Origin of the sequence: Oxalobacter aliiformigenes, assembly GCF_027116575.1 — a bacterium.
GTDB lineage: Bacteria > Pseudomonadota > Gammaproteobacteria > Burkholderiales > Burkholderiaceae_D > Oxalobacter > Oxalobacter aliiformigenes.
Genome location: NZ_CP098252.1, coordinates 947,638 through 972,008, shown reverse-complemented (window position 1 = coordinate 972,008; position 24,371 = coordinate 947,638). Strand labels below are relative to the sequence as shown.

Genomic DNA, 24,371 nt, shown 5'->3' with positions numbered 1-24,371 from the left:
GACCCTGTAGCGGATTTTCTGCAATATAAAAAGCGGCAATACTCCGGTATTGCCGCTTTTCTCATATACAGTCCCTTCTCTCCCGCCGCCGGACTACAAAACACGCCATATATCTGAAAGCAGAAACATATGGTAAAATTTCCTTTATGTAACTCAAAACATATTTTGCATCCCAAAAAAGGAACGATCCGCCACAGCTCCCCGATAACGAAAACTCCCAGACCGTACGAGAGCCTGCTTCACGGAAATCTCCGGTATTAATGGAAACATTCAGTAATGACTGCATTTGATTACCGTCATGGTGGTCTCTGCAATACAGTGGACCGTCATGAACACGATTATTTTCATTTTCTGGTCGATCTGACAGACGCTGTTATCGCCACCAGAGATATCCCCTCCCTGGCCGAAAAAACAGCCGATTACCTGCACGCCTTTTTCGGGCTGGATTTCATCAGTCTCGAAACCGTGGAATCCTCGACCTTCAGACTGAATGCCCATTCCTTTGCATTCGACCGCCAGAACCGGCGGACATGCAACTGCTACAGCAAATCGTTGCATGCCACCCTGCTGGGAACCGCCCTGCGCAACCATGAAAAAATCCTGTTTAACCGCAAGGCGATGCTCGAACACGCCGGAAAATATCCTTTCATCGACACTCTGGTGAAAAAAGGCCTTCAGGTCCTGCTCCACCTCCCGCTGGTATCGGCAGGAGAACTGCTGGGAGCACTCGCCATCGGCAGCGTCAGGCATTCGCATTTCACTCCTGATGTCATGGAACTGCTAAACCGTGTCAGCAGCATGCTGGCCATGGCGATCGACGTCATCCTGCTGCACGGGAACGGCAATTCCTGTTCCGCGCTCCCGCTACCGGCGGATTCTTCTCCTGTGGAGCAGGATGCCTCCTTGCATCCCCACAACATCATCGGCAACAGTCCTGCCATCCAATCCATTCTCCGCCAGATCGAAATCGTTGCACCATGTAATGCCACCGTATTGCTTCAGGGAGAAACGGGAACCGGCAAGGGACTCGTGGCACAAACCATCCACGACCTTTCCGAAAGAAACATGCATGAAATGGTCAAGATGAACTGTACGGCCATTCCGTCCGAACTGATGGAAAGCGAACTGTTCGGCCATGAAAAAGGCGCCTTCACCGGAGCGTTGAACCGGCGGATCGGTCACTTCGAACAGGCAGACAAAAGCACCCTGTTCCTCGATGAAATCGGCGATATGCCGCTGGATCTCCAGCCGAAGCTGTTAAGTGTTTTGCAGGAACACCAGATCCGGCGACTGGGAAGTGTCGTCACTCTTCCGGTCGATGTCCGCTTTATCGCCGCGACGAACTGCAATCTCGCCCAGAAGATCGAGGACAAGACATTCCGCAGCGACCTGTTCTACCGGCTGAACGTCTTTCCGATCACCATTCCGCCCCTTCGTGAACGGGCGGAAGACATCCCCCTGCTGGCGAGATTCTTCGTCCGCAAATATGCCCGCCAGATGAACCGGCACATCACGACCATCCCTGAACCGATACTGGACATGATGAGCCGGCTGCCCTGGCCCGGCAATATACGCGAACTGGAAAACGTCATGGAACGGGCGGTGATTCTGACCGGCAACAGTACGGTGTTAAATCTCACTCCCGAATCGCTGTCCGGTTTCACGACCCGTACTTTTCCGGTCACCGTCCAAACACCGGAACCCATTCGCATTCCCGCCCCGGTCATACCGCAGACGGACAGAAACGCGATCATCCGGGCACTTCGCGAAACCGGAGGACAGATCGGCGGCAAGTCCGGCGCCGCCGCCCGGCTTGGGCTGAAACGGACGACATTGCTGGCGCGTATCAAGCGTTTGGGTATCGCCGTCGACGATTTCCGTGAAAAAGAGGAAATGCCGTCCACCGTCACGGAAACCGCCTGATCCCGGCACCATTGCCTGACCGGTACGGGCAGGCAATGGCATGGCAAACGCTTCGTCATACCGGAAAAACCTTCGCGGCAAAAGACCGTCTCCCGGGCGATTCACCTCTCCGCCGGCACAGGGATGCCCGCGTTTCATCCGATACGGCGCGCTTCGTGGCGTATCGCGGGTGAATACAGACACATTCCGGCACGGTGGATGTTCCCCGTATCGCTTTTCACTCCTGCCGCCTGACAGAGCCAGACCGTTCCATCACCGCCTTGCCGCAAGCAGAACCGGTATTTCGCGTCCCATCTGCCTGAACGTTTTTCCCGGACGGGAACCGGTACGGTTCTCCTTTTGTCTGCCTCCGGCCCGTTCTCCGTCCCGGGCGGACTTTTCGCGTTTTCCCGGAACCGGCCGGTTTTCAGGCAAACGCCCCATTCCATCTTTTTCGGCCCGGACAACGGCCACCCACTTGTGGCGACAAAAGACAGATCTCCGTTTTTTTATCCCCTCCATGAAACGGCATGCTCCGTGAAAGGACACTTTCCCTTATACTGACGGTATGGCCTTTCCGAAAACAGGCCAATCCAAGGAGATTGTATGAGCCGTACCATCCGTGTCATGGAAAACCGGGAACTGGAAAAGGGGTTCGACGCCCGCGCCGCCATGGCCGAAGCGGCGCGCTGCCTGCTCTGCCACGACGCACCATGCAGCGCCGCCTGCCCGGCCGGAACCGATCCGGCCCGATTCATCCGCTCGTTGCGTTTCTCGAACCTCTGGGGAGCGGCAGAGACCATCCGGGAAAACAATCCGCTGGGAGCGAGCTGTTCCCGCATCTGTCCGGTCAACGAATTGTGCGAAGGCGCCTGTGCCCGGTCGCGGCTGGACGCGCCTGTCAAAATCGCGAAACTCCAGCGTTTCATCACCGACGAGGAACGACGGCTGGACATGCATATTCTCGAGGCCGGAGAACCCAACGGCAAAACAGTCGCCTGTGTGGGCGCCGGGCCCGCTTCGCTGGCCTGTGCGGTAGAACTGGCCCGAAAAGGCTGCAAAGTCACCGTATTCGAGGAAACGGCGCAACCCGGTGGCATGCTCTCGTTCGGCATCCCGCCCTTCAGGCTTCCGCAGGAAATCGTCGATTTCGACCTGTCCCGCATCGAAAAACTGGGAATCGAGTTTTTTTGCGATACCCACCTGACTGCCCACGATCTCGACAACCTGCTTGAACGGTACGACGCGGTTTTCGTCGGAACCGGTCTGATGAAACCCAAAACGCTGGATCTGCCGGGAAAAGAACTCGACGGTGTCCACCATGCCCTTGACTGGCTGAAAACCGCCCGGCTGGAGAAACCCTCCGAAAAAGGCAACCGGATCGTCATCATCGGCGATGGCGACGTCGCGATGGATTGCGCCACCACCGCCGCGTCCCTGCTGGCCGCCAATGTCAAGCTCGTTTACTGCCGCCCCATCGCTTTCGCCTCGGCCAACATCGACGAAACCCTGCTGGCCGTGAAAATGGGCATTCCCGTACTGGCCGAATTTTTCCCGAAAGAAATCCGCGGCGAAAACGGCAAAGTGACCGGAATCGTCTTTACCGGTGCGGACAATGTATCCACCCTGACGCTGGCGACCGACAAGGTCATCCTCGCCGTCGGGCAGGAAAAGGCCGACGATCTGGCCAGCCTGCCCGAACACCCGCGACTTTTCGCGGGAGGCGACCGGGTCAACGGCGGTTCAACCGTCGTGGCCGCCATCGCTTCGGGCAAACGGGCGGCCAGAGCCATTCTGGACACGCTTTCCGGATAAAAACCATGCCGGCACTCCCTTTCCAGACCAACCGTTCGAAAGACTTATCATGGCACTGAAAAAAGACCTGTCCATCGACTTTCTGGGCGTTCATTGCGAAAACCCGTTTTTCCTCTCCTCTTCCCCGGTCAGCAGCGACTACGACATGGTCGCCAAGGCATTCGACGCCGGATGGGGCGGGGTGGCCTACAAAACCGTGGGCATTTTTCTGCCCGACGAATGCTCCCCCCGGTTCGACATCACCGGTACCCCCGGCGGCCCGTGGACCGGATTCAAGAACATGGAAATGATTTCCGACAAGCCGCTTGAAGTCAATCTGGAGAACATGCGCCGACTCAAACGCGATTACCCCGGCAAGGTCATGATCGCCTCCATCATGGGCAGTGACGACGGGGAATGGCGGACACTGGCGCAGAAAGTCACCGACATCGGTGCGGACATGATCGAGTGCAATTTTTCCTGCCCGCAAATGACTTCTTCCACGATGGGATCTGACGTCGGCCAGAGCCCCGAACTGGTCGCACGCTATACCGAGACCGTCTGCCGCGCCACCCATCTGCCCGTTCTGGCGAAAATGACGCCGAACATCGGCCATATGGAAGAACCGGCCATCGCGGCAATCCGTGCCGGTGCGAAAGGCATCGCTGCCATCAATACCGTCAAGGCCATCACGAACCTTGATCCGGAATACATGACCGCCATGCCGGTCGTCAACGGCAAATCGTCAATCTCCGGCTATTCCGGCCCTGCCGTCAAACCGATCGCATTGCGCTTCATCACCCAGATGAAACAGCATCCCGAACTGAAAGACGTACCCGTCTCCGGTATCGGCGGCATCGTCACCTGGCAGGACGTCCTGGAATTTCTGCTGGTCGGTTCCTCCACCATTCAGGTCACCACCGCCGTCATGGAATACGGATACCGCATCGTCGAGGATATGGCCAGCGGCCTGTCCCACTTCATGGCCCGGCGGGGAATCGACAGGCTCTCCGACCTTGTCGGTCGCGCCCTGCCCAACATCGTACCGGCCGACGACATCGACCGCAGCTTCAAAGTCATTCCCGAAATCGATCCGGCCCGCTGTATCGGTTGCGGACGCTGCTACATTTCCTGTTACGACGGAGGACATCAGGCTATCGACTGGGACGACTACACACGTACGCCGACCATCAACGAGCACTGTGTCGGCTGCCACCTTTGCCTGAACGTCTGTCCTGTCGCCGACTGCATCTTGCCGCGGCACACCGAATTCAAGCCGGGCCGGCACCCCCACCCGGTCACCTGCAAACTGCATTACCGCTGAAATCGCGACATGACAACCGTCATCGCACTCCAGCAGTCATCCGGGGAAAAAACGACGGCCGGTACCGCACCGCCGAAACCGGAAGATTCTCTCCGGAATTCCCCTCCGAGGACAATCCACAAAACCGGCGAAGCCGTCCGGACCATTTCCGGCCAGCCCGTTTTTCCCCATACACTCGCCCATGTTCGCCTTCATCCGGAAACCCCTGCGAAAACTCGTCGAATGGCTTGATTTCCCTCCCCCCGCCCCTTTGCCGGGTGTTATCGACATCCACTGGGAATTCATGGGCGATTTGCTGGGCGAACTGACCGCCCTTTCCGACACCGAAACCGCCGCATTCCTGCACCGCGATTTCACCGATCCTGACGCTATCCGCGAACTGACCCGGCAATGGATATGGCCGGCCTGGGCACGCTTCACGCCCGCATCTCGCGAGAAAATCCTCCATACGCTGGATTACTGTCTGGCCACCGGCAGCGAAAAAACCGGCTGGATATTCCCCTCATACGGCATCCCCATCCGTACCGAAGCCCGCCTTTTTTTCGCGACCGTCAGGAAAGAACTGGCCAAAAGGCCCGTACCCGATACCATCGAACGCCACCGCTACCGTGAAAACGGACGGCAGGCCTTTGCCAACACCCTGTTTTCCGACATGAAAGCGGAAAACGACGAAAACGGCCCCCTTCCCGAACGCCCCCGCCGACAGGGTCTTGTTTTGCCGCGCGACATGCAACGCCATGCCGCCAGCCAGCCGCTCGAACTCATCCGGCGGTGGGCCACTACCGGCATCACCCCCGACGGGGTGCCAGGTCTTCCCTGCGATGCCGCCCGCTGGACATCCGGCACCGACCCCGACACCATCCGGGAAATGGCCGCCGCCCGCTTCGAGCGGCAGAAACACGACCGGCTGGGAGTTTACCGCCTCACCCTCGCTTTCTCCCATGCCGTCGGCGAAGGCTTTCTGGCCGGACACCCCGATACCCTAGTCACCACCCGCAAGGCCCGCTGCATGATCGACCGGCTAGGCTTTCTCGTGCGTTGCTATCCGATACTGAGAGAATAGAATATTCCGCCAGCCATTTTTCCGCTCTTTTTTCTCCTTACCCCGTCTCAACCCTGCACCGGTCTGACGGAACCTTTCAGTGAAACACGGTTCCAATCACTGAATAACCACAAGGAACTTCCACCATGTCACTGCAACAGCCCAACATGCGTCTTGTCGTTTTCGGCGGGGGTGGAACGATCGGCCGACCAATCGTTGCCGAAGCGCTGTCCCGCAACCATTATGTGATCGCCGCCGATCCGTTTCCCGACCGCATTCCGCTTGAGAACCCGAATCTGGACATCGTCAAAACCGACGTCTATTCAGTGGACAAAATCGCCGGACTGAGCAGAAACGCCGATGCTGTCATCGTGTCGCACAACCCGGTCTGGGAACAAAGGGATCTCTTCGAGTCGGTGCTGAAACGGTATCCCTTCATTCTGGAAGGCGTGAAGGAAGCGCAGGTTCCCCGTATCCTGTTTGTCGGCGAACCCGCCACTCTTTTCGTCCAGCCCGGCATCCGGCTGATGGATACCGGCCTGATCGGAGAGGATTCGGCACTGCGCATGCTGGGGGCGTTTTATCTGGACGTGCTGCGGCATGAACGCGATATCGACTGGGTCTGGTTTTCACCGGCCGCCAATTTCATCCCGACCGGCCGTACCGGAAAATACCGGCTCGGAGAAGATGACCTGATTGTCGGTGCCGACGGCCAGAGCACGATTTCACTGGAAGATTACGCATCCGCCCTGCTCGATGAAACCGATGCACCGGTACATCACAGGGAACGATTCACTATCGGCTACTGAAAGGCAATCTGATGAAAAAAGCGTTTCATTTTTTAAAAGGCCACGAAGACATGGCTTTCGCGACCTGCGACAGGGAAAACAATCCGAAAGTCCGCGTCCTGCAACTGATGAAAACGGACGGACATACCCTTTACTTCGCCGTTTCGCCCCTATCCGAGACATATGCCCAATTACAGGACAACGACCGGGCCGAAGCGCTGGCCTGGGAAGGTGATGTTTCGGTACGGGTCAACGGCAAGGTCCATTTCGATGTGCCGGACGAAACCTGCCGCGAGATTTACAAAAACAGCAAGCTCCTGCAACGCCTTTATACCCATTACAAGGAACTGGCCTATCTGCGCTTCGTCGCGAAAAAACTGGATTACTATGACCTTTCTGTCAGTCCCCCCGTTCAGGATGTCTATGACTTCGACAAGGAAGACCTGCCGGTCGCACCCGATCCGTCCGTGCTGGAACACCGCTTTTAGCCACCGGCCTGTCATTGCCTGTTCGGGAACCGGGTCGCTTCCCGACAAACCGTTTTCCGGACAGCAAAAACGGCTGTTCGATGCCCCATTCACTGTATCCATTTCCGACTCCCGCCGGAAAACAGACATACGGCCGGTTTCTTCCTCCGTTCCGGCCGGACACGGAACAGGAGACGCTCGGGAACCGTCGTTTGTCATGGCATGTTTCGTATCGACGGGCGCGACGGAAGCACCGGCATGGCCGCACAAGATGCCGAACGAGTACACCTCCTGACATCAGAATCGCCGGAAAAAAGGCACAAAACGCTTCATGAATCCATTCGTCAAAAAAACTGAAAGGCATGAAAACAAATCTCCCGTTCAGCAACAATCGGCTTCATGGCGAATACAGAAAAAATTCACGGATGATTTCCGACAGTCCGAACCAACATTTCTTTTTTCGCAAAAATCCCCTGCCCGGAAACGGTATCACGACCGGACATACTGGTACGGAAATTCTCCCGAGTCCACATCATGAAACTTTCCCGACCGACACGTCTCATGATCCGGATAAAAACGGTGCCATGAAAAACATGCCATACTGCTTTCATCCGGTCTGCCAATTGCCGGAAAAACTCTCGTAAAGCTTTCCACAGGCTTCCGTTTGCCGGACATCAGGAACGTGAAAAGGAAAACCACATGAAAAAAGTCGACGCCATTATCATCGGATTCGGCAAGGGCGGAAAAACGCTGGCGGCCGATCTCGCCAAACGGGGCTGGAAAGTCGCGATGATCGAACGAAACGACGGAATGTACGGCGGAACATGTATCAATATCGGCTGCATCCCCACCAAAACACTGATCCATCAGGCCAGTGAAACCGCCTGCCTGACCCACGGCGACAAAGATGCCGAAAAACGCCATTACCGGGAAGCCATCGAAAAGAAAAACGCGCTCACCGCCATGCTGAGAGACAGGAACTACCATAACCTGGCGGATGATCCGAACATCACCGTATACCACGGGGAAGGACGTTTCATCTCGACCGATGCCGTCTCGGTCGCACTGGCCGACGGCGGGACACTGGAACTGACCTCCAAACACATTTTCATCAATACCGGTGCGCGTTCGGTCATTCCTCCCATCGAAGGTGTCAGAGAGAGCCGGCACGTCTATACCAGCACGACCATCATGCAGCGGGAAAAACTGCCGGATAATCTCGTCATCATCGGCGGCGGCTATATCGGACTGGAATTCGCCGCGATGTTCGCCGCGTTCGGATCGCGGGTGACCGTACTGGACAACCATTCGGATTTCATTCCGAAAGAAGACCGCGATATCGCCGTCTCGGTGAAAGCCGTCATGGAAAAGAAGGGTGTCGAATTCCGCATGAATGCCCGGACCGAATCCATCCGCGACACGGAAAACGGCGTCAGACTCTCCTGCCACGACACGGAAGAAGGTTACAGTTACGAAATCGAGGCCGATGCCGTCCTGCTCGCTACCGGCCGCCGTCCCGAAACCACTGCACTCGACCTGGCCGCGGCGAAAATCGAGACCGACCGGAGAGGTGCCATTGTCGTCGATTCCCGGCTCAAAACATCCAATCCGTACGTCCGGGCCATCGGCGATGTCAGAGGCGGCCCGCAATTCACCTATCTTTCGCTGGACGATTACCGTATCATCCGGGACGACCTGTTCGGCAATCACGACCGCAACACCGATGACCGTACGCCCTTTGCCTATACCGTTTTCATCGATCCTCCGCTCTCCCGGACAGGAACGGGAGAAGACGAAGCCCGGGCGATGGGCATGGATATCGGTGTGGTCCGCCTTCCGGCCGCTTCCGTACCCCGTACCCGTACACTGGAAGCGCCCGATGGGCTGCTGAAAGCCGTCATCGACAGGAAAACGGGAAAAATACTGGGTGCGACACTCTTCTGCGCCGAATCGGGCGAAGTCATCAACCTGATCGTGATGGCCATGAAAACCGGTCAGCCCTATACCTTCCTGCGCAATTTCATCTTCACCCACCCGTCCATGAGCGAGGCGCTAAACGACCTGATGAACCAGCCGATGGCATAAAACGGCGATCGCCCCGCCGTTTTCGGCGGCAGCCATCTTTCCATGACGGCCCACGCCATCCGGCACTCCCATCATGCCGTGAAAAACAGATGCTCCACCCTTCGGCATATATCTGCCGGCATTTCTTTCGGGGCGGCCATGTTTCTTTCCACCTCGCCCCGCCGACTCCGGCATTTCCGGGCCGGTTCCATAACGACGTCTCCGCTTTCGCCCGTTTCCGTAACGGGCATCCGGCCGGTATTGTCCGTTACGGCAGCATCCGGCTTTCCTGACAGGATCCGATGTCTGCTTTTTTCAACAGAACCCGCTTTCGGTTGCATTAATTTGTAACGCCTTGTAACAGAACTCCTCCCAACCTTGTCGGGCTGAAAAAGATGGATTTACAATGCCACGTAAACTGTCCGTTTCCGTCAGCCGGCAGGATACATGGAGTCTTGCGGCGCGGACTTCCCCTATCACTGTCAGGTTATCCCGGTGCCAATATGCCAAAGAACGTCAAACTTCGCCGCCCTTTTCTGATTGCCATCGTCTCCCTGATCATCATTCTGGTCATCTGGGGCATTTACTGGATCGTTGCCAAAAACAGGGCTGTCACACCGCGTGCCGGTGCCGTGGCTGTCGGTGTCGCCACCGTCAGGATGGAAGACGCCCCGCTCCAGATCAATGCACTGGGTACCGTCGATTCAACCTACACCGCCACAGTCCGCAGCCGGGTGGATGGCGAACTCGTCCGGCTTCATTTCCGGGAAGGCCAGCAGGTCAAGGCCGGCCAGCTTTTGGCGGAACTCGATCCCCGTCCGTTCAAGGCGGAACTGATGCAGGCCGAAGGGCAGCTCATGCGCGACAAGGCGCTTCTGGAAAACGCCCGGCTCGATTTGCAGCGTTACCGGCAGCTGCTGGAACAGAATTCGATCGCCAAACAGCAGGTCGATACGCAAGCATCCCTGGTCAAACAGTACGAAGGTACCGTCAGGCTCGACCAGGGGAATGTCGACAACGCCCGCCTCCAGCTCGAATACAGCCGGATCACGGCTCCGATTTCCGGACGCGTCGGCCTGCGGCAGGTCGATCTGGGCAACATCGTCCACGCCAGCGATACGAACGGCATCGTCACCATCACGCAGGAACAACCGATCAATGTCTTCTTTTCCATCCCGGAAGTCGATCTGACGCAAGTACTCAAGGCTTACCGGACCAATCGCAATCTGGCTGTTTCGGCCTGGGACCGTGAAAACCGCAACCGGCTTTCCGAAGGCACCCTGCTGGCGATCGACAACCAGCTGAGCACCGATACCGGTACTATCGGCATCAAGGCCAGATTCGACAATGCCGACAGCGCCCTGTTCCCCAACCAGTTCGTGAACGTCCACCTGCACCTGGGATCGCAACCTGATGCCGTCGTCGTTCCCACCGTCGCCGTCCAGCTCGGCAAGCTCGGCCATACCGTCTACCGGATCAACGACAACGACACGGTCAGTCTTGTCAAGGTCAAAACCGGCGCCACATCCGGCGAAAACACGATTATCGAGGAAGGACTGGAACCGGGCCAGATCGTCGTGATCGACGGAGTGGACAAACTCCGTGACGGCTCGAAAATCCGGATCGTCAACCGGGCGATATCCACCGAAGAACAGCAGCCTGCCACCGGACAGACACAGGAACCGGCCGCACGCCCGGCGGAAAACGCCAAAACGGAAACGGCCGGTGCGTCATCCGGTGAAGCGAAAACGCCCGTCTCCCCCAATGCAACCCCATCCGGTCATGCCGCTGGCGGCCGGCAATAACAACCGGAGAGAGGCATGAACCCGTCGCGCCCGTTTATTCTCCGTCCCGTCGCTACCATCCTGTTCATGGTGGCGATCCTGTTGTCCGGGCTGGTGGCATGGAAGCTGCTACCGGTTTCTGCACTGCCCGAAGTCGATTATCCGACCATTCAGGTCGTCACCTATTACCCGGGCGCCAGCCCGGAAGTCGTCGCCTCGACGATCACGGCGCCGCTCGAGCGGCAGTTCGGCCAGATGTCGGGACTGGAACAGATGTCGTCTGCCAGTTCCGAAGGCGTCTCCGTCGTGACCCTGCAATTCACGCTTTCCCAGACACTGGATGTGGCGGAACAGGAAGTGCAGGCCGCGATCAACGCCGCCGACAACCTGCTGCCGACCGATCTGCCGAACCCGCCGATCTATAACAAGGTCAATCCGGCCGACACGCCGATTCTGACGATCGCCGTCACATCGCCCACCATGACGATCACGAAACTGGAAGATCTGGCCGATACCCGCATCGCCCAGAAACTTTCGCAGGTTCCGGGCGTCGGTCTGGTCTCCATCAGCGGCGGCCAGCGGCCCGCTGTGCGTATCCAGGCCAATTCGCGGGCACTGGCCGCACGGGGAATCACGCTCGAAAACGTCCGTTCCGCCGTGGCCAACGCCAATGTCAACCAGGCCAAGGGGAGTTTCGACGGCCCCTTGCAGGCCTCGACGGTCGACGGCAACGACCAGCTCAAATCCGCTGCCGAATTCGAAAACATCATCGTTGCCTACAGCAATGGTTCGCCGGTACGTCTGAAAGACATCGCCACCGTGACCGACGGCGCCGAAAACGCCCGTCTGGCGGCCTGGGCAGGCGACAAGCCGGCCGTGATCCTGACCGTCCAGCGCCAGCCGGGAGCCAATGTCATCGCCGTGGCCGATCGTATCAAGGAAATACTGCCCCAGCTCAAAAACAGCCTGCCGGCCGCCGTCGATGTGGACATCCTGTCTGACCGGACGGTCACGATCCGCGCCTCGGTGGCCGACGTCGAACATGAACTCGTCATCGCCATCGCCCTGGTTGTGCTGGTCGTGTTCATCTTCCTGCGCAACATGACGGCCACGATCATCCCGGCCGTCGCTGTCCCGCTCTCGCTGATCGGCACGTTCGGGATCATGTATCTGACCGGTTTTTCGATCAACAACCTGACCCTGATGGCACTGACGATCGCCACCGGGTTCGTGGTGGATGACGCGATCGTGATGATCGAAAACATCGCCCGCTATATCGAGGAAGGCGACAAGCCGATGGAAGCGGCCCTGAAAGGCTCGAAACAGATCGGCTTCACCATCATTTCCTTGACCGTTTCCCTGATCGCCGTCCTGATCCCCCTGCTGTTCATGGGGGACGTGATCGGCCGGCTTTTCCGTGAATTCGCCGTCACGCTGGCGGTCTCGATCCTGATCTCCGCCCTGATCTCGCTGACGCTGACCCCGATGATGAGCGCCCGGCTCCTGAAACACATTCCGGAAGAAAAACAGGGCCGCTTTTTCCATGCCAGCGGACGCTTTTTCGACAGGGTCATCGAGGAATACGCCAAATGCCTGCAATGGGTACTGAAATACCAGAAACTGACGCTGGCGGTTGCCGTCGGCACCATTGTCGTGACCGCACTGCTTTACATCGTCATTCCGAAAGGCTTTTTCCCTGTACAGGACACCGGCGTCATACAGGGCGTCTCGGAAGCGTCCCAGTCCATTTCATTTGCCGCGATGGGCCGCCAGCAGGAAAAACTGATCGACAAGGTGCTGGAAGACCCGGCTGTTGTCAGCCTGTCGTCGTTTATCGGCGTGGATGGCACGAACGCCGCCCCCAACAACGGCAAAATGCTGATCAACCTGAAGCCGAAAGGCGAGCGCGACGATATCCATACCGTCATGAACCGGCTCTCCGAAGCCGCTTCCGGCATTACCGGCATGACGCTTTATTTGCAACCCGTCCAGGATATCAGTATCGACAGCCGGAGCAGCCGGACGCAATACCAGTTCACCTTGCAGGCAACCAGCCAGCACGAACTGTCGGAATGGGCGCCGAAACTGATCGAACGGTTAAAACAGCTCCCCGAACTGACCGACGTGGCCACCGATCTGCAGGAAAACGGCAAGATGGTGTACATCAACATCGACAGGGATACCGCTTCCCGTCTCGGTATCTCCACCCAGGATATCGACGACGCCCTCTACAATGCTTTTGGCCAGCGCCTGATTTCGACCATTTACACGCAGACCAACCAGTACCGCGTCGTGCTGGAAGTGCAGGAACACGAACGGCAGGATCCCACATCGATCAAGGGCATTTACGTGGCCACATCTTCCGGATCGCTGGTACCGCTCGATACCGTGGCCAGCATCGAACTCAAGCCCTCCACGCTCGTCATCAACCACATGGGCCAGTTCCCGACCGCGACCGTCTCGTTCAATCTGACGCCGGGTTCCTCGCTCTCCGAAGCGGTCGAGGCCATCATCGCCACGGAAGCCGACATGCAGATTCCGCCATCCGTCCAGACCCAGTTCCAGGGAGCGGCCATGGCGTTCCAGTCGTCCCTTTCCTCGACGCTCTGGCTGATCGTCGCCGCCATCGTGACCATGTACATCGTGCTGGGTATCCTCTATGAAAGCTATATCCATCCGATCACCATCCTGTCCACGCTGCCGTCTGCCGGAATCGGTGCCCTGCTGGCCCTGATGATAACCGGCAACGATCTTTCGGTCATCGGGATCATCGGGATCATTTTGTTGATCGGGATCGTGAAAAAGAACGCGATCATGATGATCGACTTCGCACTGGTCGCCGAACGCGATCACGGCATGTCGCCACAGGAAGCGATTTACCAGGCCTGTCTCCTGCGTTTCAGACCTATCATGATGACCACGCTGGCTGCCCTTTTGGGTGCACTGCCCATGATGTTCGCCACCGGCATCGGTTCCGAATTGCGCAACCCGCTGGGGATCACGATGGTCGGTGGCCTTTTGGTCAGCCAGGTACTGACGCTGTTTACGACACCTGTCATTTATCTGTATTTCGACCGGCTGGCCCGCCGCTTCGAAAAAACGGCCTCTCACGCCATAGACGGTTCCAATCAGGTCTGACGGGGGACGCCGATGAAATTCTCCGAAATCTTCATCCGCCGTCCTGTCGCCACCGTACTGGTCACGCTGGCGATTCTGCTGGCGGGGATCGTCGCCTTCAACTGCCTGCCGGTATCCCCGTTGCCGCAGGTCGATTTTCCGACCATCCGCGTGAGGGCGAAACTGCCGGGCGCCAGTCCCGAAACGATGGCCTCCACCGTGGCGACTCCGCTGGAACGTTCGCTGGGACGCATCGCCGGCATTACGGAAATCACCTCGGCCAGTACGCTCGGCTCCACCGATATCACCCTCCAGTTCGACCTGTCGCGCGATATCGACGGCGCCGCACGCGATGTCCAGTCCGCGATCAATGCCGCACATGCCCTGCTGCCGACCGGCATGCCGTCCAACCCGACTTACCGCAAGATCAATCCGGCCGATGCCCCGATCATGATTTTATCCATGACGTCGGAATCGCTGACGCGCGGACAGATGTACGACGCCGCCGATACCATCGTCGCCCAGAAACTGATGCAGCTTGAAGGCGTCGGCGACGTCTTCGTCGGCGGCGGATCGCAACCGGCCGTACGCGTCGAGCTGCACCCGCAGCAACTCTCCAGCTATGGCATCAGCATGGAGAAAATAAAAAACATCATCACCGGCACCAACGTCAACCGGCCGAAGGGATTCGTCGGAAACGACACTGAAAAGTGGAAAATTGAAGCCAACGATCAGGCCAAAACCGCCAAGGACTACATGCCGCTGATCGTCCACCATACCGATGGCAAGACCGTCCGGCTTTCCGACGTCGCCAGCGTGGTCGATTCGGTACAGGACGTACGCAACATGGGGATGGTGGATGGCGAACCCTGCATCATGATCATCATTTTCCGCGAACCGGGCGCCAACATCATCGAAACGGTCGACCGGATCTACGACGCCATCCCGGTTTTGTCCGCCTCGATTCCCGAAGCGATCGACGTGAACGTCGTGATGGACCGGACGCCGACAATCCGCGCCTCGCTGGCGGATGTGGAATTCACGCTGATCATCTCCATCGCGCTGGTCATTCTAGTCGTGTTCGTTTTCCTGCGGAATTTCCGCGCTACCGCCATTTCCGCCATTTCGGTTCCCGTCTCGCTGGTGGGAACCTTCACCGTCATGTATCTGGCGGGTTTCTCCTTAAACAACCTCTCGCTGATGGCGCTGACGATCGCCACCGGCTTCGTGGTGGACGATACCATCGTCGTGCTGGAAAACATCATGCGGCACATCGAGGACGGCATGAAACCGTTCGACGCCGCCCTGAAAGGAGCGCAGGAAGTCGGGTTCACCGTCATGTCGATCAGTATCTCGCTGATCGCCGTGTTCATCCCGATCCTGCTGATGGGCGGCATCATCGGCCGGTTGTTCCGCGAATTCGCCGTCACGCTTTCCGTGACCATTCTCGTTTCGCTGTTCATCTCGCTGACTACCACCCCGATGCTGTGCGCCCTCTGGCTCAAACACAAGCAAACCGCCCCGAAACCGGGCCGGATGAACCGGCTGTTCAATGCCAGCGAACACCTTTTTTCCAGTATGCAGATCGCCTATGGCAAAACGCTCAAATGGGCCATCGATCACCGTCGCATCACCCTGTTGATCCTGATCGCGACGATCTGCTTCAACGTTTTTCTTTATATCGTCGTTCCCAAGGGTTTTTTTCCGCAGCAAGATACCGGACAGATGTTCGGCGTCATCCGTGCCGACCAGAGCATCTCGTTTAACGCCATGAAGGAAAAAATGAGAACCTTCATGCTGAAAATCAAGGAAGACCCGGCCATCAATCAGGTCACCGGCTATACCGGCAGCGGGCAGACCAACAACGCCCGTCTGTTCATCAGTCTGAAACCGCTTTCCGAACGCAAGGTCAGTGCCGACGAAGTCATCGGACGCCTGCGCCAGAAAACGGCATCCGAACCGGGCGCGACCCTGTTTCTGCAATCCGTGCAGGACATCCGCATGGGAGGCCGCCAGAGCAATGCGCAGTTCCAGTACACCCTGCAAGGCGACAACCTGAACGAATTGCGCGAATGGACACCGAAAGCGTTCCGTGCCTTGTCGAAACTGCCGATGCTGGCCGACCTGAACACGGATCAGGAACTGAAAGGCCTGCAAACCATGCTGACCTTCGACCGGGACGCGATGAGCCGCCTGGGCCTGACGCAACAGCAGGTGGACGACGTGCTCTACAATGCGTTCGGCCAGCGGCAGGTATCGACCATTTACAATGAACTGAACCAGTACAAGGTCATCATGGAAGTCGCACCGCAATACTGGCAGAATCCGGAAGCGTTGAACCATATCTACATCCAGACGCCGAACGCGGGGCCGACCCCCATCTCCGCCGTCGCCCGCTGGGAACCGACCAATACCTCGCTCTCGGTCAACCATCAGGGCCAGTTCGCCTCGTCGACCCTGTCGTTCAATCTGCCTCCCGGCAACTCGCTCTCGGATGCGACGACCGCCATCGAGCAGACCCTCTCCGATATCGGCATGCCGTCTTCCATCGTCGGCAGCTTCCAGGGAACGGCCAGAACTTTCCAGGAATCGCTCTCCAACCAGCCGCTTCTGATCGTACTGGCGCTTGTCGCCGTCTATATCGTGCTGGGAATACTGTATGAAAGCTTCATCCATCCGGTCACCATCCTCTCCACCCTGCCATCTGCCGGGGTGGGCGCGCTGCTGGCGCTGATTCTGGCCGGAAGCGAATTTTCCGTCATTGCCTTGATCGGTGTGCTGCTGTTGATCGGCATCGTGAAAAAGAACGCGATCATGATGATCGATTTCGCGCTGGTGGCCGAACGGGAAGAAGGCCTCACACCGGAAAACGCCATCTATCAGGCCTGCCTGCTGCGTTTCAGGCCCATCATGATGACCACAACCGCCGCCCTGTTCGGCGCGCTGCCGCTGGCACTCGGCCACGGCGACGGTGCCGAAATGAGGATCCCGCTGGGCATTTCCATCGTCGGCGGCCTGATTTTGAGCCAGCTTTTGACCCTGTACACCACCCCGATTGTCTATCTGTACCTGGACCGTTTCCGCAAACGTCTGGCCGAGAAAAAAGCCGCGGCAAAAGAGGAAACGGTCTGAACAACCGACACAGGATAAACCCATGAAGACCGATTCGCCCTTCTACCACGCCCTGCAAAAACCGCAACGGACACATTCCGTTTTTCCGGCCGTCGCAAAAACCGCTCTCGTCGCCGTACTGTCGGCGGCGGTTCTGGCCGGTTGTGCCGTCGGTCCCGATTACGTCATTCCCGAAACGGACGTACCGGTTGCCTACAAGGAAGACAGCCTCTGGAAAACGGCGAAACCGGCCGACGAATATCCCCGCGGCCAGTGGTGGAGCGTATTCAGGGATCCGGAACTTGACCGGCTGATGGAACGGTTAAACAGCCAGAACCTGACCATCGCCCAGGCCGAGGCCCAGTACCGGCAGGCACAGGCCCTCATGAGACAGGCGGAATCCGCCCTTTTCCCGACCCTCTCGCTTGACGCCGGGCGGACACGAGGCGCCCTGTCGAACAGCTCGTCGGCCATATCGACCCAGAATCAGGCGATCGGCACCTTGAGCTGGGAAGTCGATCTGTGGGGCGGTATCCGCCGCAATGTCGAGGCGGGAGAAGCCGGGGCACAGGCCTCTCTGGCACAACTGGCCGCCGTCAGACTGTCCCAGCAGGCCCAGCTGGCCACGGCCTATCTGGAACTGATCGTCACCGACCGCCAGATTTCAAGGCTTGAAGAAAGCGAAAAACTGCTGGCCGAGTCGCTGAAACTGACACAAAACCAGTACAACGCCGGCATCGTATCGGACGCGGACGTGGCACAGGCCGAAAGCCAGCTGAAAGTGGCACAGGCCGCCACCATCGACTCGAAACTGGCGCGTACCCAGCTGGAACACGCCATTGCCGTTTCCATCGGTGTCCCGCCCGCCACATTTTCCCTGGCGGCAGCCGAAAACGATCCGTATCTGCCGCAAATCCCGGCCGGAGTGCCGTCCACCCTGCTCCAGCGGCGGCCCGACATCGCTTCGGCCGAACGCAAGGTCGCACAGGCAAATGCCCTGATCGGCGTCGCCAAATCGGCGTTCTTTCCTTCCCTGACCCTGTCGGCCACCGGGGGCTGGCGCGGCCCGTCCTTCGGCGACCTTTTCACCGTGCCGAACCGCATCTGGTCGATCGGCCCCGCGATCGCCCTGTCGATTTTCGATGCCGGACTGCGCAGCGCCCAGACGGACGAAGCCATCGCCGCGTATGACGAAACCGTCGCGACCTATCGCCAGCAGGTGCTGACCGCTTTCCAGGAAGTCGAGGACAATCTGGCGGCACAGGCCATGCTGGGCGATGAATCCGGATTACAGGCCGCCGCCGTCGATGCCGCCCGTCGTTCCGAAACGATTACCCTGAATCAGTACCGTGCCGGCACGACCGGCTATTTGCAATTGCTCGTTGCCCAGAACAGCCGCATTTCCGCGGAAAACACGCTGTGGGATATCCGAAAACGCCAGTTCACCGCCAGCGTTGCGTTGATCGCCGCCATCGGCGGGCAATGGGAAACGGAAAAACCGGCTGTTGTACCGGAAAATGCCAGCACAACGTCCGCCGTACCGGCCGGCAATCCTCCGGAGAAAACAAAATCACCCGCCCTGCCCGATACGGCTCCGGCGGCGGAACCGGTCTCATCCGGAAAAACCGCCGGCCCGGCCTGAATGCCTGTCCATTCTCCGGTTGCCGAAACGACAGCCGTTTCCGGCACAGCCGGATTTGCCACTCCGGTACCCGCAGACATGGCCGTCCCCGTTTTACCACGTGCAACCGCCGGCAGTGGTCGGTAAACCTGCCAGAAACGGAACCGCATCCTGACGTGAAGAAACGGCAGGCCACCCTGTTTCTCTACCGCTCATTTCATCCGGTTTTCCGGTCTTTTAGCAGACAATTTTCCTCTTTCTCGCGACGACAGCCAGAAAAAGACCGGAAGACATCCCATACCAGATGCAAGGTAAACGGAAAAACGAACTGGAAATGTCCGGCCTGAAACGGACATCAAAAAATCTGTTTACACGATTTTTATGAGACCGGTGAAACGGTTTGTTTGACCAGTTGATTTCACATGATTTTTCATTTCCCGGAACTGACCGTTCCTGCATAACAGCGCCAGGGTTTCCCCGAAAGCGGCATGTCACAAACGAAGCGGATCACGGATGTCCGGATGGCTTTCGGAAATGCAACAACACTTTATCAACACAATTCATGAAATGCGCCAGACAGAAAAAGGGGACTGGATAATATTTACGGATATATGGCTGTTCCGGTCAACGATATCCCGGAAATGCGCAAGGCTTCCGGGAACCGCTTCGTGCGGATGTGTCCTGTTTCATGGGGATTGGAACCGGACAGGAGAGATCCCGAAACCCGATTGCCCGGAATTTCCGGGTTTTGCAGAATGCGATTCCGTTTCACCTGATGAAAACAGAAAACGACTCATTTGCCGTGCAAAGCGAGTCAGTTCGTCTTGCTACCCGCGAATACCGAATGAATCCGGCCATCCCGCCGCTTCCCGTTTTTGTCGGCATTTTCCATCCGGGCAAAGGAAACCGGCACCTCATCCGCACGACTGCCGGACAGAACCAAAACACCGGCAAAGCCGCAAACCCGGTTCCATATCCCGGACGGTACTTCGGCTCGCCGACGGGCCCCGGAAACGGGAACAGGCAAAAATGTTGCCCGACATGTCAACCGAATCGTTTCCCCATGCGTTATCAGAAATCATGAAACTCCGTTTGCCCCGTCCCAGCCAGGTATGACGGCCGGGGAAACCCGGAAAAATCCGGCGGATTCCCGAACCATTCACCGGGATCGGCGGGAAATTTCCGGACCGTTTCAGAAAAACGCCGTTTGATGAAAACGGATCGTTGGTGAGTCTGGTGTCTTGCGACAGGGAACCGGAAAAAGTAACGAAGCTTGACAACAAAGTGGTGAAAAAACAGCGGTTCCATCCGGCAACTCGCGGATTTCATCCCTTCCTTGCCCAGCTCGCCGTTTTCGTTCTTTGTGCCAGCGCCCTTTGTCCGGTGCCGGCTATATTCGTACAACACAACGACATCAGAAAAAACCTTTTGTTCAAATTCAGACGTAGCATGGTAATTTTTGCAATGATTTCCAAAACAGCGGCGGCTGCCCGCAAATTCGTTTTCAGTTTCGTCCTTTTTGCCTTTTCTTTCATCGCCGTCGCGCAGGCAGCAGACAAAACCCCTTCGTTCATTACCTTGTGCTACCACAATGTGGTTCCCGTTCTGGACGGCAGCGTGCTTGACGACACGGCCCCTGTTTCCCGGGCGGAACTGAAAGAACATTTCGACTGGCTGAAAAAAAACGGCTATACCGTCATCAGCGTCAAGGACGTCCTGAAAGCGAAGGAAAACAATACGGACCTGCCCCCCAAATCCGTGCTGATTTCGTTCGACGACGGATACCGCAGCTTTTATGAAATCGCCTATCCCATGCTGAAGTCCTACGGCTATACCGCTTTCCTGTCGCTGGAAACGGGCTGGCTGGAAACCCCCGACGGCGAAAACGTCAACTACGGCGGCGACAAGCAGCTCCCCCGTTCCATGTTCCTCACCTGGGACCAGATCAGGGAAATGGCCGATTCCGGCATCGTCGAACTGGCATCCCATTCGCACAACCTGCATGAAGGACACCAGGGCAACCCGCAGGGAATCATGCTGCCATCCGGCGCCCACCGGTGGTATGACCCGAAAACCGGAACGTATGAATCCATCGAGGCCTTCAGGACACGGGTTCGCGACGACTGGAAACGCTCGTCCGACATCATCTACGAAAAGACCGGACGCCGGCCGCAGGTCGCCGTCTGGCCTTATGGCCGCTATAACCAGGTCGGCGTTTCCGCCGCCCGGGAAGCCGGTTACGAACTGACGGCCTCGCTGGCTTTCTATGCCGACTGGCCGACCATTCCCAGACTCATGATGCACGAAGGCATCGACCTGCCTCACATGATGCGGAAAATGGAAGCAGGCGTCATGGCGGGAAGCACCCTTTACCGGCGCCGCAACGCCATGGCGCAACTGCCGGTATCCGATTTGCCCATCCAGCGCGTCATGCATGTGGATCTGGACATGATTTACGACGACGATCCCCTGCAACGCGAAAAAAACATTTCCCTGCTTTTTGACCGCGTCAGGGCTTCCGGTGCCAATGTGATCTACTTGCAGGCTTTTGCGGACCCGGACGGCAACGGCACGGCTGATGCCCTGTATTTCCCGAATCGTCATCTTCCCATGCGTGCCGACTTTTTCAACTATATCTCCTGGCAGCTGGCCACACGCTACAAATGCGAGGTTTACGCATGGATGCCCATACTGGGGTTCGATCTGCCGAACCGCCCGGTCGTCCAGGCCACTTCTCCCGACAAGAAAGTCTTCTACACGCGCCTGACCCCCTTCGACGCGGAAAACCGGCGCATCATCAACGAAATCTATGAAGATCTCGCCAGCCATGCCCCCCTGATGGGAATCATTTTCCACGACGACGGGATCCTCGGAGACTACGAAGACGTCAGCCCGGCCGGAAAAGCCTGGCTCACAAGCCTCGGATTGCCGACCGATCCGGAACAGATCCGGAAAGACCCGAAACTCATGCATGCGTTCACCCGTGCGAAAAGCCGGGCACTGATCGATTTCACGAAGGAACTTCAGGCGACCGTCGAAAAATGGCATCCGCCGGTCTTCACGTCCCGCAACATGTACGCTCCGGTCATCCTCACGCCGCAGGCGGAAGAATGGATGGCCCAGAATCTGGACGACTTTTTAAGGGCATACGATTACACCGGTGTGGAAGCGATGCCGTATATGGAAGGTGCCGCCGATCATGCCGACGAGTGGATGGAAACCCTGATCCGCAAAGTCGCCAGACACCCTCTCGGATTGCGCAGGACGGTGTTCGAATTGCAGGCGAAAGACTGGCGTCAGGACCATTTGCGGCCCATGCCAAACGACATCATGGCAAAACAGATGCAGCAGCTGTTAAAACACGGTGCCAACAACTTCGGCTACTACCCGGACGATCCCATCCTCGGCCATCCGGATATCGGTGTGATTTCTCCATATTTTTCTATTCGGAAATGAGACAAGAAAGATATGCTCGATCGCTTGACAGAACTGCTATTTGATTTCGCCTTCTTCTATCCGCTGCTGATGTCGTATCTGTGGATGTCGGGAGCGCTGGTGTACTACTACCGGTATGAAAGGGGAAGACGCTACACGGTTCCGCCTGAACTGCCGGAATATCCGCTTGTATCCGTTCTGGTGCCCTGCTACAACGAATCCTCGAACGCTATCGAAACGTTTACTGCACTGGCCGACATGCACTATCCGAATTACGAAATTCTGGCCATCAATGACGGCAGTTCCGACGATACCGGCCAGCAGCTGGAAATGCTGGCAAGAACCATTCCCCGCATGCGGGTCGTCCAGCTGGCGACCAACCAGGGCAAGGCCGTTGCGCTGAAAACGGGAGCAATGGCCGCCAGGGGCGAATTTCTGGTTTGCATCGACGGAGACGCCATACTGGACCACTATGCCGTCACCTGGATCATGAGCCATTTCGTCCACAGTCCCCGGGTCGGCGCGGTCACGGGCAATCCCTGCATACGCACCCGCAGCACGCTCTTGGGCCGCATCCAGGTCGGCGAGTTTTCCGCCATCGTCGGACTTCTGAAACGTGCCCAGCGGATTTACGGCCGCATCTTCACCATATCGGGAGTGATCGGGGCGTTCCGCCGCCGCGCGCTGCACAGCATCGGCTACTGGAACGAGCTGACCATCACCGAAGACATCGACGTGAGCTGGAGATTGCAGCTTGCGCACTGGGACATCCGGTTCGAGCCCCATGCCCTTTGCTGGATCCTGATGCCGGAAACCCTGGGCGGCCTGTTCAAACAGCGGCTGCGCTGGGCTGTCGGAGGAGCGGAAGCCTTCAAAAACTATTGCCGTTACCTCTTCAGCTGGAAAGAACGCCGTTTCTGGGGAATTTTCATCGAATATATCGCCAGCATCGTCTGGAGTTACACCCTCCTCGCATTGATGCTGACCGGAATATTCAAGTTGTTCGTCGATTTTCCGGCCTCTTCGGCAGAACCGTTCTTCGCCTCTCCCTATACGGGACTGGTACTGGGACTGACCTGCCTGCTGCAGTTCGCCGTCTGTTTTTTCATGGCCCGGAAATACGACAGCAATCTGGGCGGGATCTATCTGGAAATCATCTGGTATCCGCTCTTTTACTGGCTGCTGAACTGGATTGTCTCGCTGATCGCTTTCCCCAAAGCCATGTTTTTTTCCGGCGGGAAAAAACGGGGCCGCTGGCACACCACGGACAGGGGAATCGGCAGCGAACCGGATAAAAACACACTGCTTCGGCAAAATGATGAATCAAATGAAAAAGGGAAGACAAAATGGTAATTGATCCAAAAAACCTGATCGTATGCTACAAACACAAACAGTCGGCCGGACAGAAAGCGCTGGGAATATTCCTGCCGATCCTGTTCTGGGGTGTCCTGCTTTACATCCTTTCCACATTCTTTGCGCTGTGCAGCTGGACAATCGATTACTCCCTGTTTTCGAACATCATCGATTACAAGGACATTCTGGCGATCAAGACCGTCATGTCGCGGTACTTCCCCGTAATCGGCGGATTCGTCTGTGCCTTCCTGCTGTGGGCACTGTATAACAAGCTGCGCTTTCAGGGAAGCCGCAACAGACGCACGACCCGTCCGGTACCGGTCAGTCTGGATGAAACAGCCGGATTCTGCGGTCTGGATACAGCTGAAATCCGGCGCATGCAGCAGACAGGAATCATGACCTGCCTGTTCGATGACGCCGGAAACATCACCGGTGTCAGATACCATGCCACGACACTGCCTGCCCGGAAAAAAACGGACATGGACAGAAACATGAATCCGGAATTCTTGTCCGGCCCGACTGTCCAGCTGGCGACATCCAACTGATCCTGCCGGCCGGTCCGGGAAAGA

General features: G+C 57.5%; 17 protein-coding genes. 15 read left to right on the top strand and 2 right to left on the bottom strand.

The window, feature by feature from the left end; translation table 11 throughout:
* Positions 1-276: 276 nt before the first annotated feature.
* Together NB647_RS04555 and NB647_RS04550 are read left to right on the top strand one after the other, a co-directional pair.
* Complete coding sequence (locus tag NB647_RS04555; protein ID WP_269284430.1) at positions 277-1,923, top strand: sigma-54-dependent Fis family transcriptional regulator; 1,647 nt, start codon at positions 277-279, stop codon at positions 1,921-1,923.
* Between the two features lie 35 nt (positions 1,924-1,958).
* The gene (locus tag NB647_RS04550; protein WP_269284428.1) at positions 1,959-2,096 is read left to right on the top strand and encodes a hypothetical protein; all 138 of its coding nucleotides are present in this window, start codon (positions 1,959-1,961) and stop codon (positions 2,094-2,096) included.
* Between the two features lie 79 nt (positions 2,097-2,175).
* Here the strand turns inward: NB647_RS04550 and NB647_RS04545 are convergent, their stop codons facing one another.
* Entirely contained in the window at positions 2,176-2,424 is a 249-nt protein-coding gene (locus NB647_RS04545; RefSeq protein ID WP_269284425.1) for a hypothetical protein, read from the bottom strand.
* 84 nt (positions 2,425-2,508) lie between these two features.
* Between NB647_RS04545 and NB647_RS04540 the strand changes: the two genes are divergently transcribed.
* The 6 genes from NB647_RS04540 (at position 2,509) to NB647_RS04515 (ending at position 9,402) form a co-directional block, all read left to right on the top strand.
* Positions 2,509-3,717 carry an FAD-dependent oxidoreductase gene (locus tag NB647_RS04540; protein WP_269284424.1) on the top strand — a complete coding sequence of 403 codons (1,209 nt, stop codon included), beginning with the start codon at positions 2,509-2,511 and terminating at the stop codon, positions 3,715-3,717.
* Between the two features lie 49 nt (positions 3,718-3,766).
* A complete protein-coding gene (preA, locus tag NB647_RS04535) occupies positions 3,767-5,020 on the top strand; it encodes an NAD-dependent dihydropyrimidine dehydrogenase subunit PreA (RefSeq protein ID WP_269284423.1) in 1,254 nt (417 codons plus the stop codon).
* A 181-nt stretch (positions 5,021-5,201) separates the two neighbouring features.
* Positions 5,202-6,083 (top strand): hypothetical protein, encoded by an 882-nt coding sequence (locus tag NB647_RS04530; protein WP_269284421.1) that lies wholly within the window; start codon positions 5,202-5,204, stop codon positions 6,081-6,083.
* 125 nt (positions 6,084-6,208) lie between these two features.
* Entirely contained in the window at positions 6,209-6,871 is a 663-nt protein-coding gene (locus NB647_RS04525) for an NAD(P)-dependent oxidoreductase (RefSeq protein WP_269284420.1), read from the top strand.
* A gap of 11 nt (positions 6,872-6,882) precedes the next feature.
* Positions 6,883-7,338 (top strand): pyridoxamine 5'-phosphate oxidase family protein, encoded by a 456-nt coding sequence (locus NB647_RS04520; RefSeq protein ID WP_269284418.1) that lies wholly within the window; start codon positions 6,883-6,885, stop codon positions 7,336-7,338.
* Positions 7,339-8,016: 678 nt separating this feature from the next.
* A complete protein-coding gene (locus NB647_RS04515) occupies positions 8,017-9,402 on the top strand; it encodes an FAD-dependent oxidoreductase (protein WP_269284416.1) in 1,386 nt (461 codons plus the stop codon).
* On the opposite strand, the gene NB647_RS04510 is transcribed toward NB647_RS04515, so the two are convergent.
* Positions 9,370-9,510: a hypothetical protein gene (locus tag NB647_RS04510; RefSeq protein ID WP_269284414.1), complete on the bottom strand. Its 141-nt coding sequence runs from the start codon at positions 9,508-9,510 to the stop codon at positions 9,370-9,372. The genes NB647_RS04515 and NB647_RS04510 overlap by 33 nt on opposite strands.
* 374 nt (positions 9,511-9,884) lie before the next feature.
* Here NB647_RS04510 and NB647_RS04505 point away from each other — a divergent pair, with 374 nt between their 5' ends.
* The 7 genes from NB647_RS04505 to pgaD all read left to right on the top strand — a co-directional run bounded on the left by NB647_RS04505 (position 9,885) and on the right by pgaD (position 24,347).
* Positions 9,885-11,186, top strand: coding sequence for an MdtA/MuxA family multidrug efflux RND transporter periplasmic adaptor subunit (locus NB647_RS04505; RefSeq protein WP_269284412.1), 1,302 nt, complete (start codon positions 9,885-9,887; stop codon positions 11,184-11,186).
* 15 nt (positions 11,187-11,201) lie between these two features.
* Positions 11,202-14,303 (top strand): MdtB/MuxB family multidrug efflux RND transporter permease subunit, encoded by a 3,102-nt coding sequence (locus tag NB647_RS04500; RefSeq protein ID WP_269284409.1) that lies wholly within the window; start codon positions 11,202-11,204, stop codon positions 14,301-14,303.
* Between the two features lie 12 nt (positions 14,304-14,315).
* The gene (locus NB647_RS04495) at positions 14,316-17,414 is read left to right on the top strand and encodes a multidrug efflux RND transporter permease subunit (RefSeq protein ID WP_269284407.1); all 3,099 of its coding nucleotides are present in this window, start codon (positions 14,316-14,318) and stop codon (positions 17,412-17,414) included.
* 22 nt (positions 17,415-17,436) lie between these two features.
* Entirely contained in the window at positions 17,437-19,035 is a 1,599-nt protein-coding gene (locus tag NB647_RS04490) for an efflux transporter outer membrane subunit (RefSeq protein WP_269284404.1), read from the top strand.
* Between the two features lie 1,443 nt (positions 19,036-20,478).
* Positions 20,479-22,470, top strand: coding sequence for a poly-beta-1,6-N-acetyl-D-glucosamine N-deacetylase PgaB (gene pgaB, locus NB647_RS04485; protein ID WP_269284402.1), 1,992 nt, complete (start codon positions 20,479-20,481; stop codon positions 22,468-22,470).
* Between the two features lie 12 nt (positions 22,471-22,482).
* The gene (gene pgaC, locus NB647_RS04480; RefSeq protein ID WP_269265413.1) at positions 22,483-23,802 is read left to right on the top strand and encodes a poly-beta-1,6-N-acetyl-D-glucosamine synthase; all 1,320 of its coding nucleotides are present in this window, start codon (positions 22,483-22,485) and stop codon (positions 23,800-23,802) included.
* Positions 23,796-24,347, top strand: a complete 552-nt coding sequence (gene pgaD, locus NB647_RS04475) for a poly-beta-1,6-N-acetyl-D-glucosamine biosynthesis protein PgaD (RefSeq protein WP_269284400.1) — start codon at positions 23,796-23,798, stop codon at positions 24,345-24,347. The genes pgaC and pgaD overlap by 7 nt, the downstream gene beginning before the upstream one ends.
* Positions 24,348-24,371 lie beyond the last annotated feature (24 nt).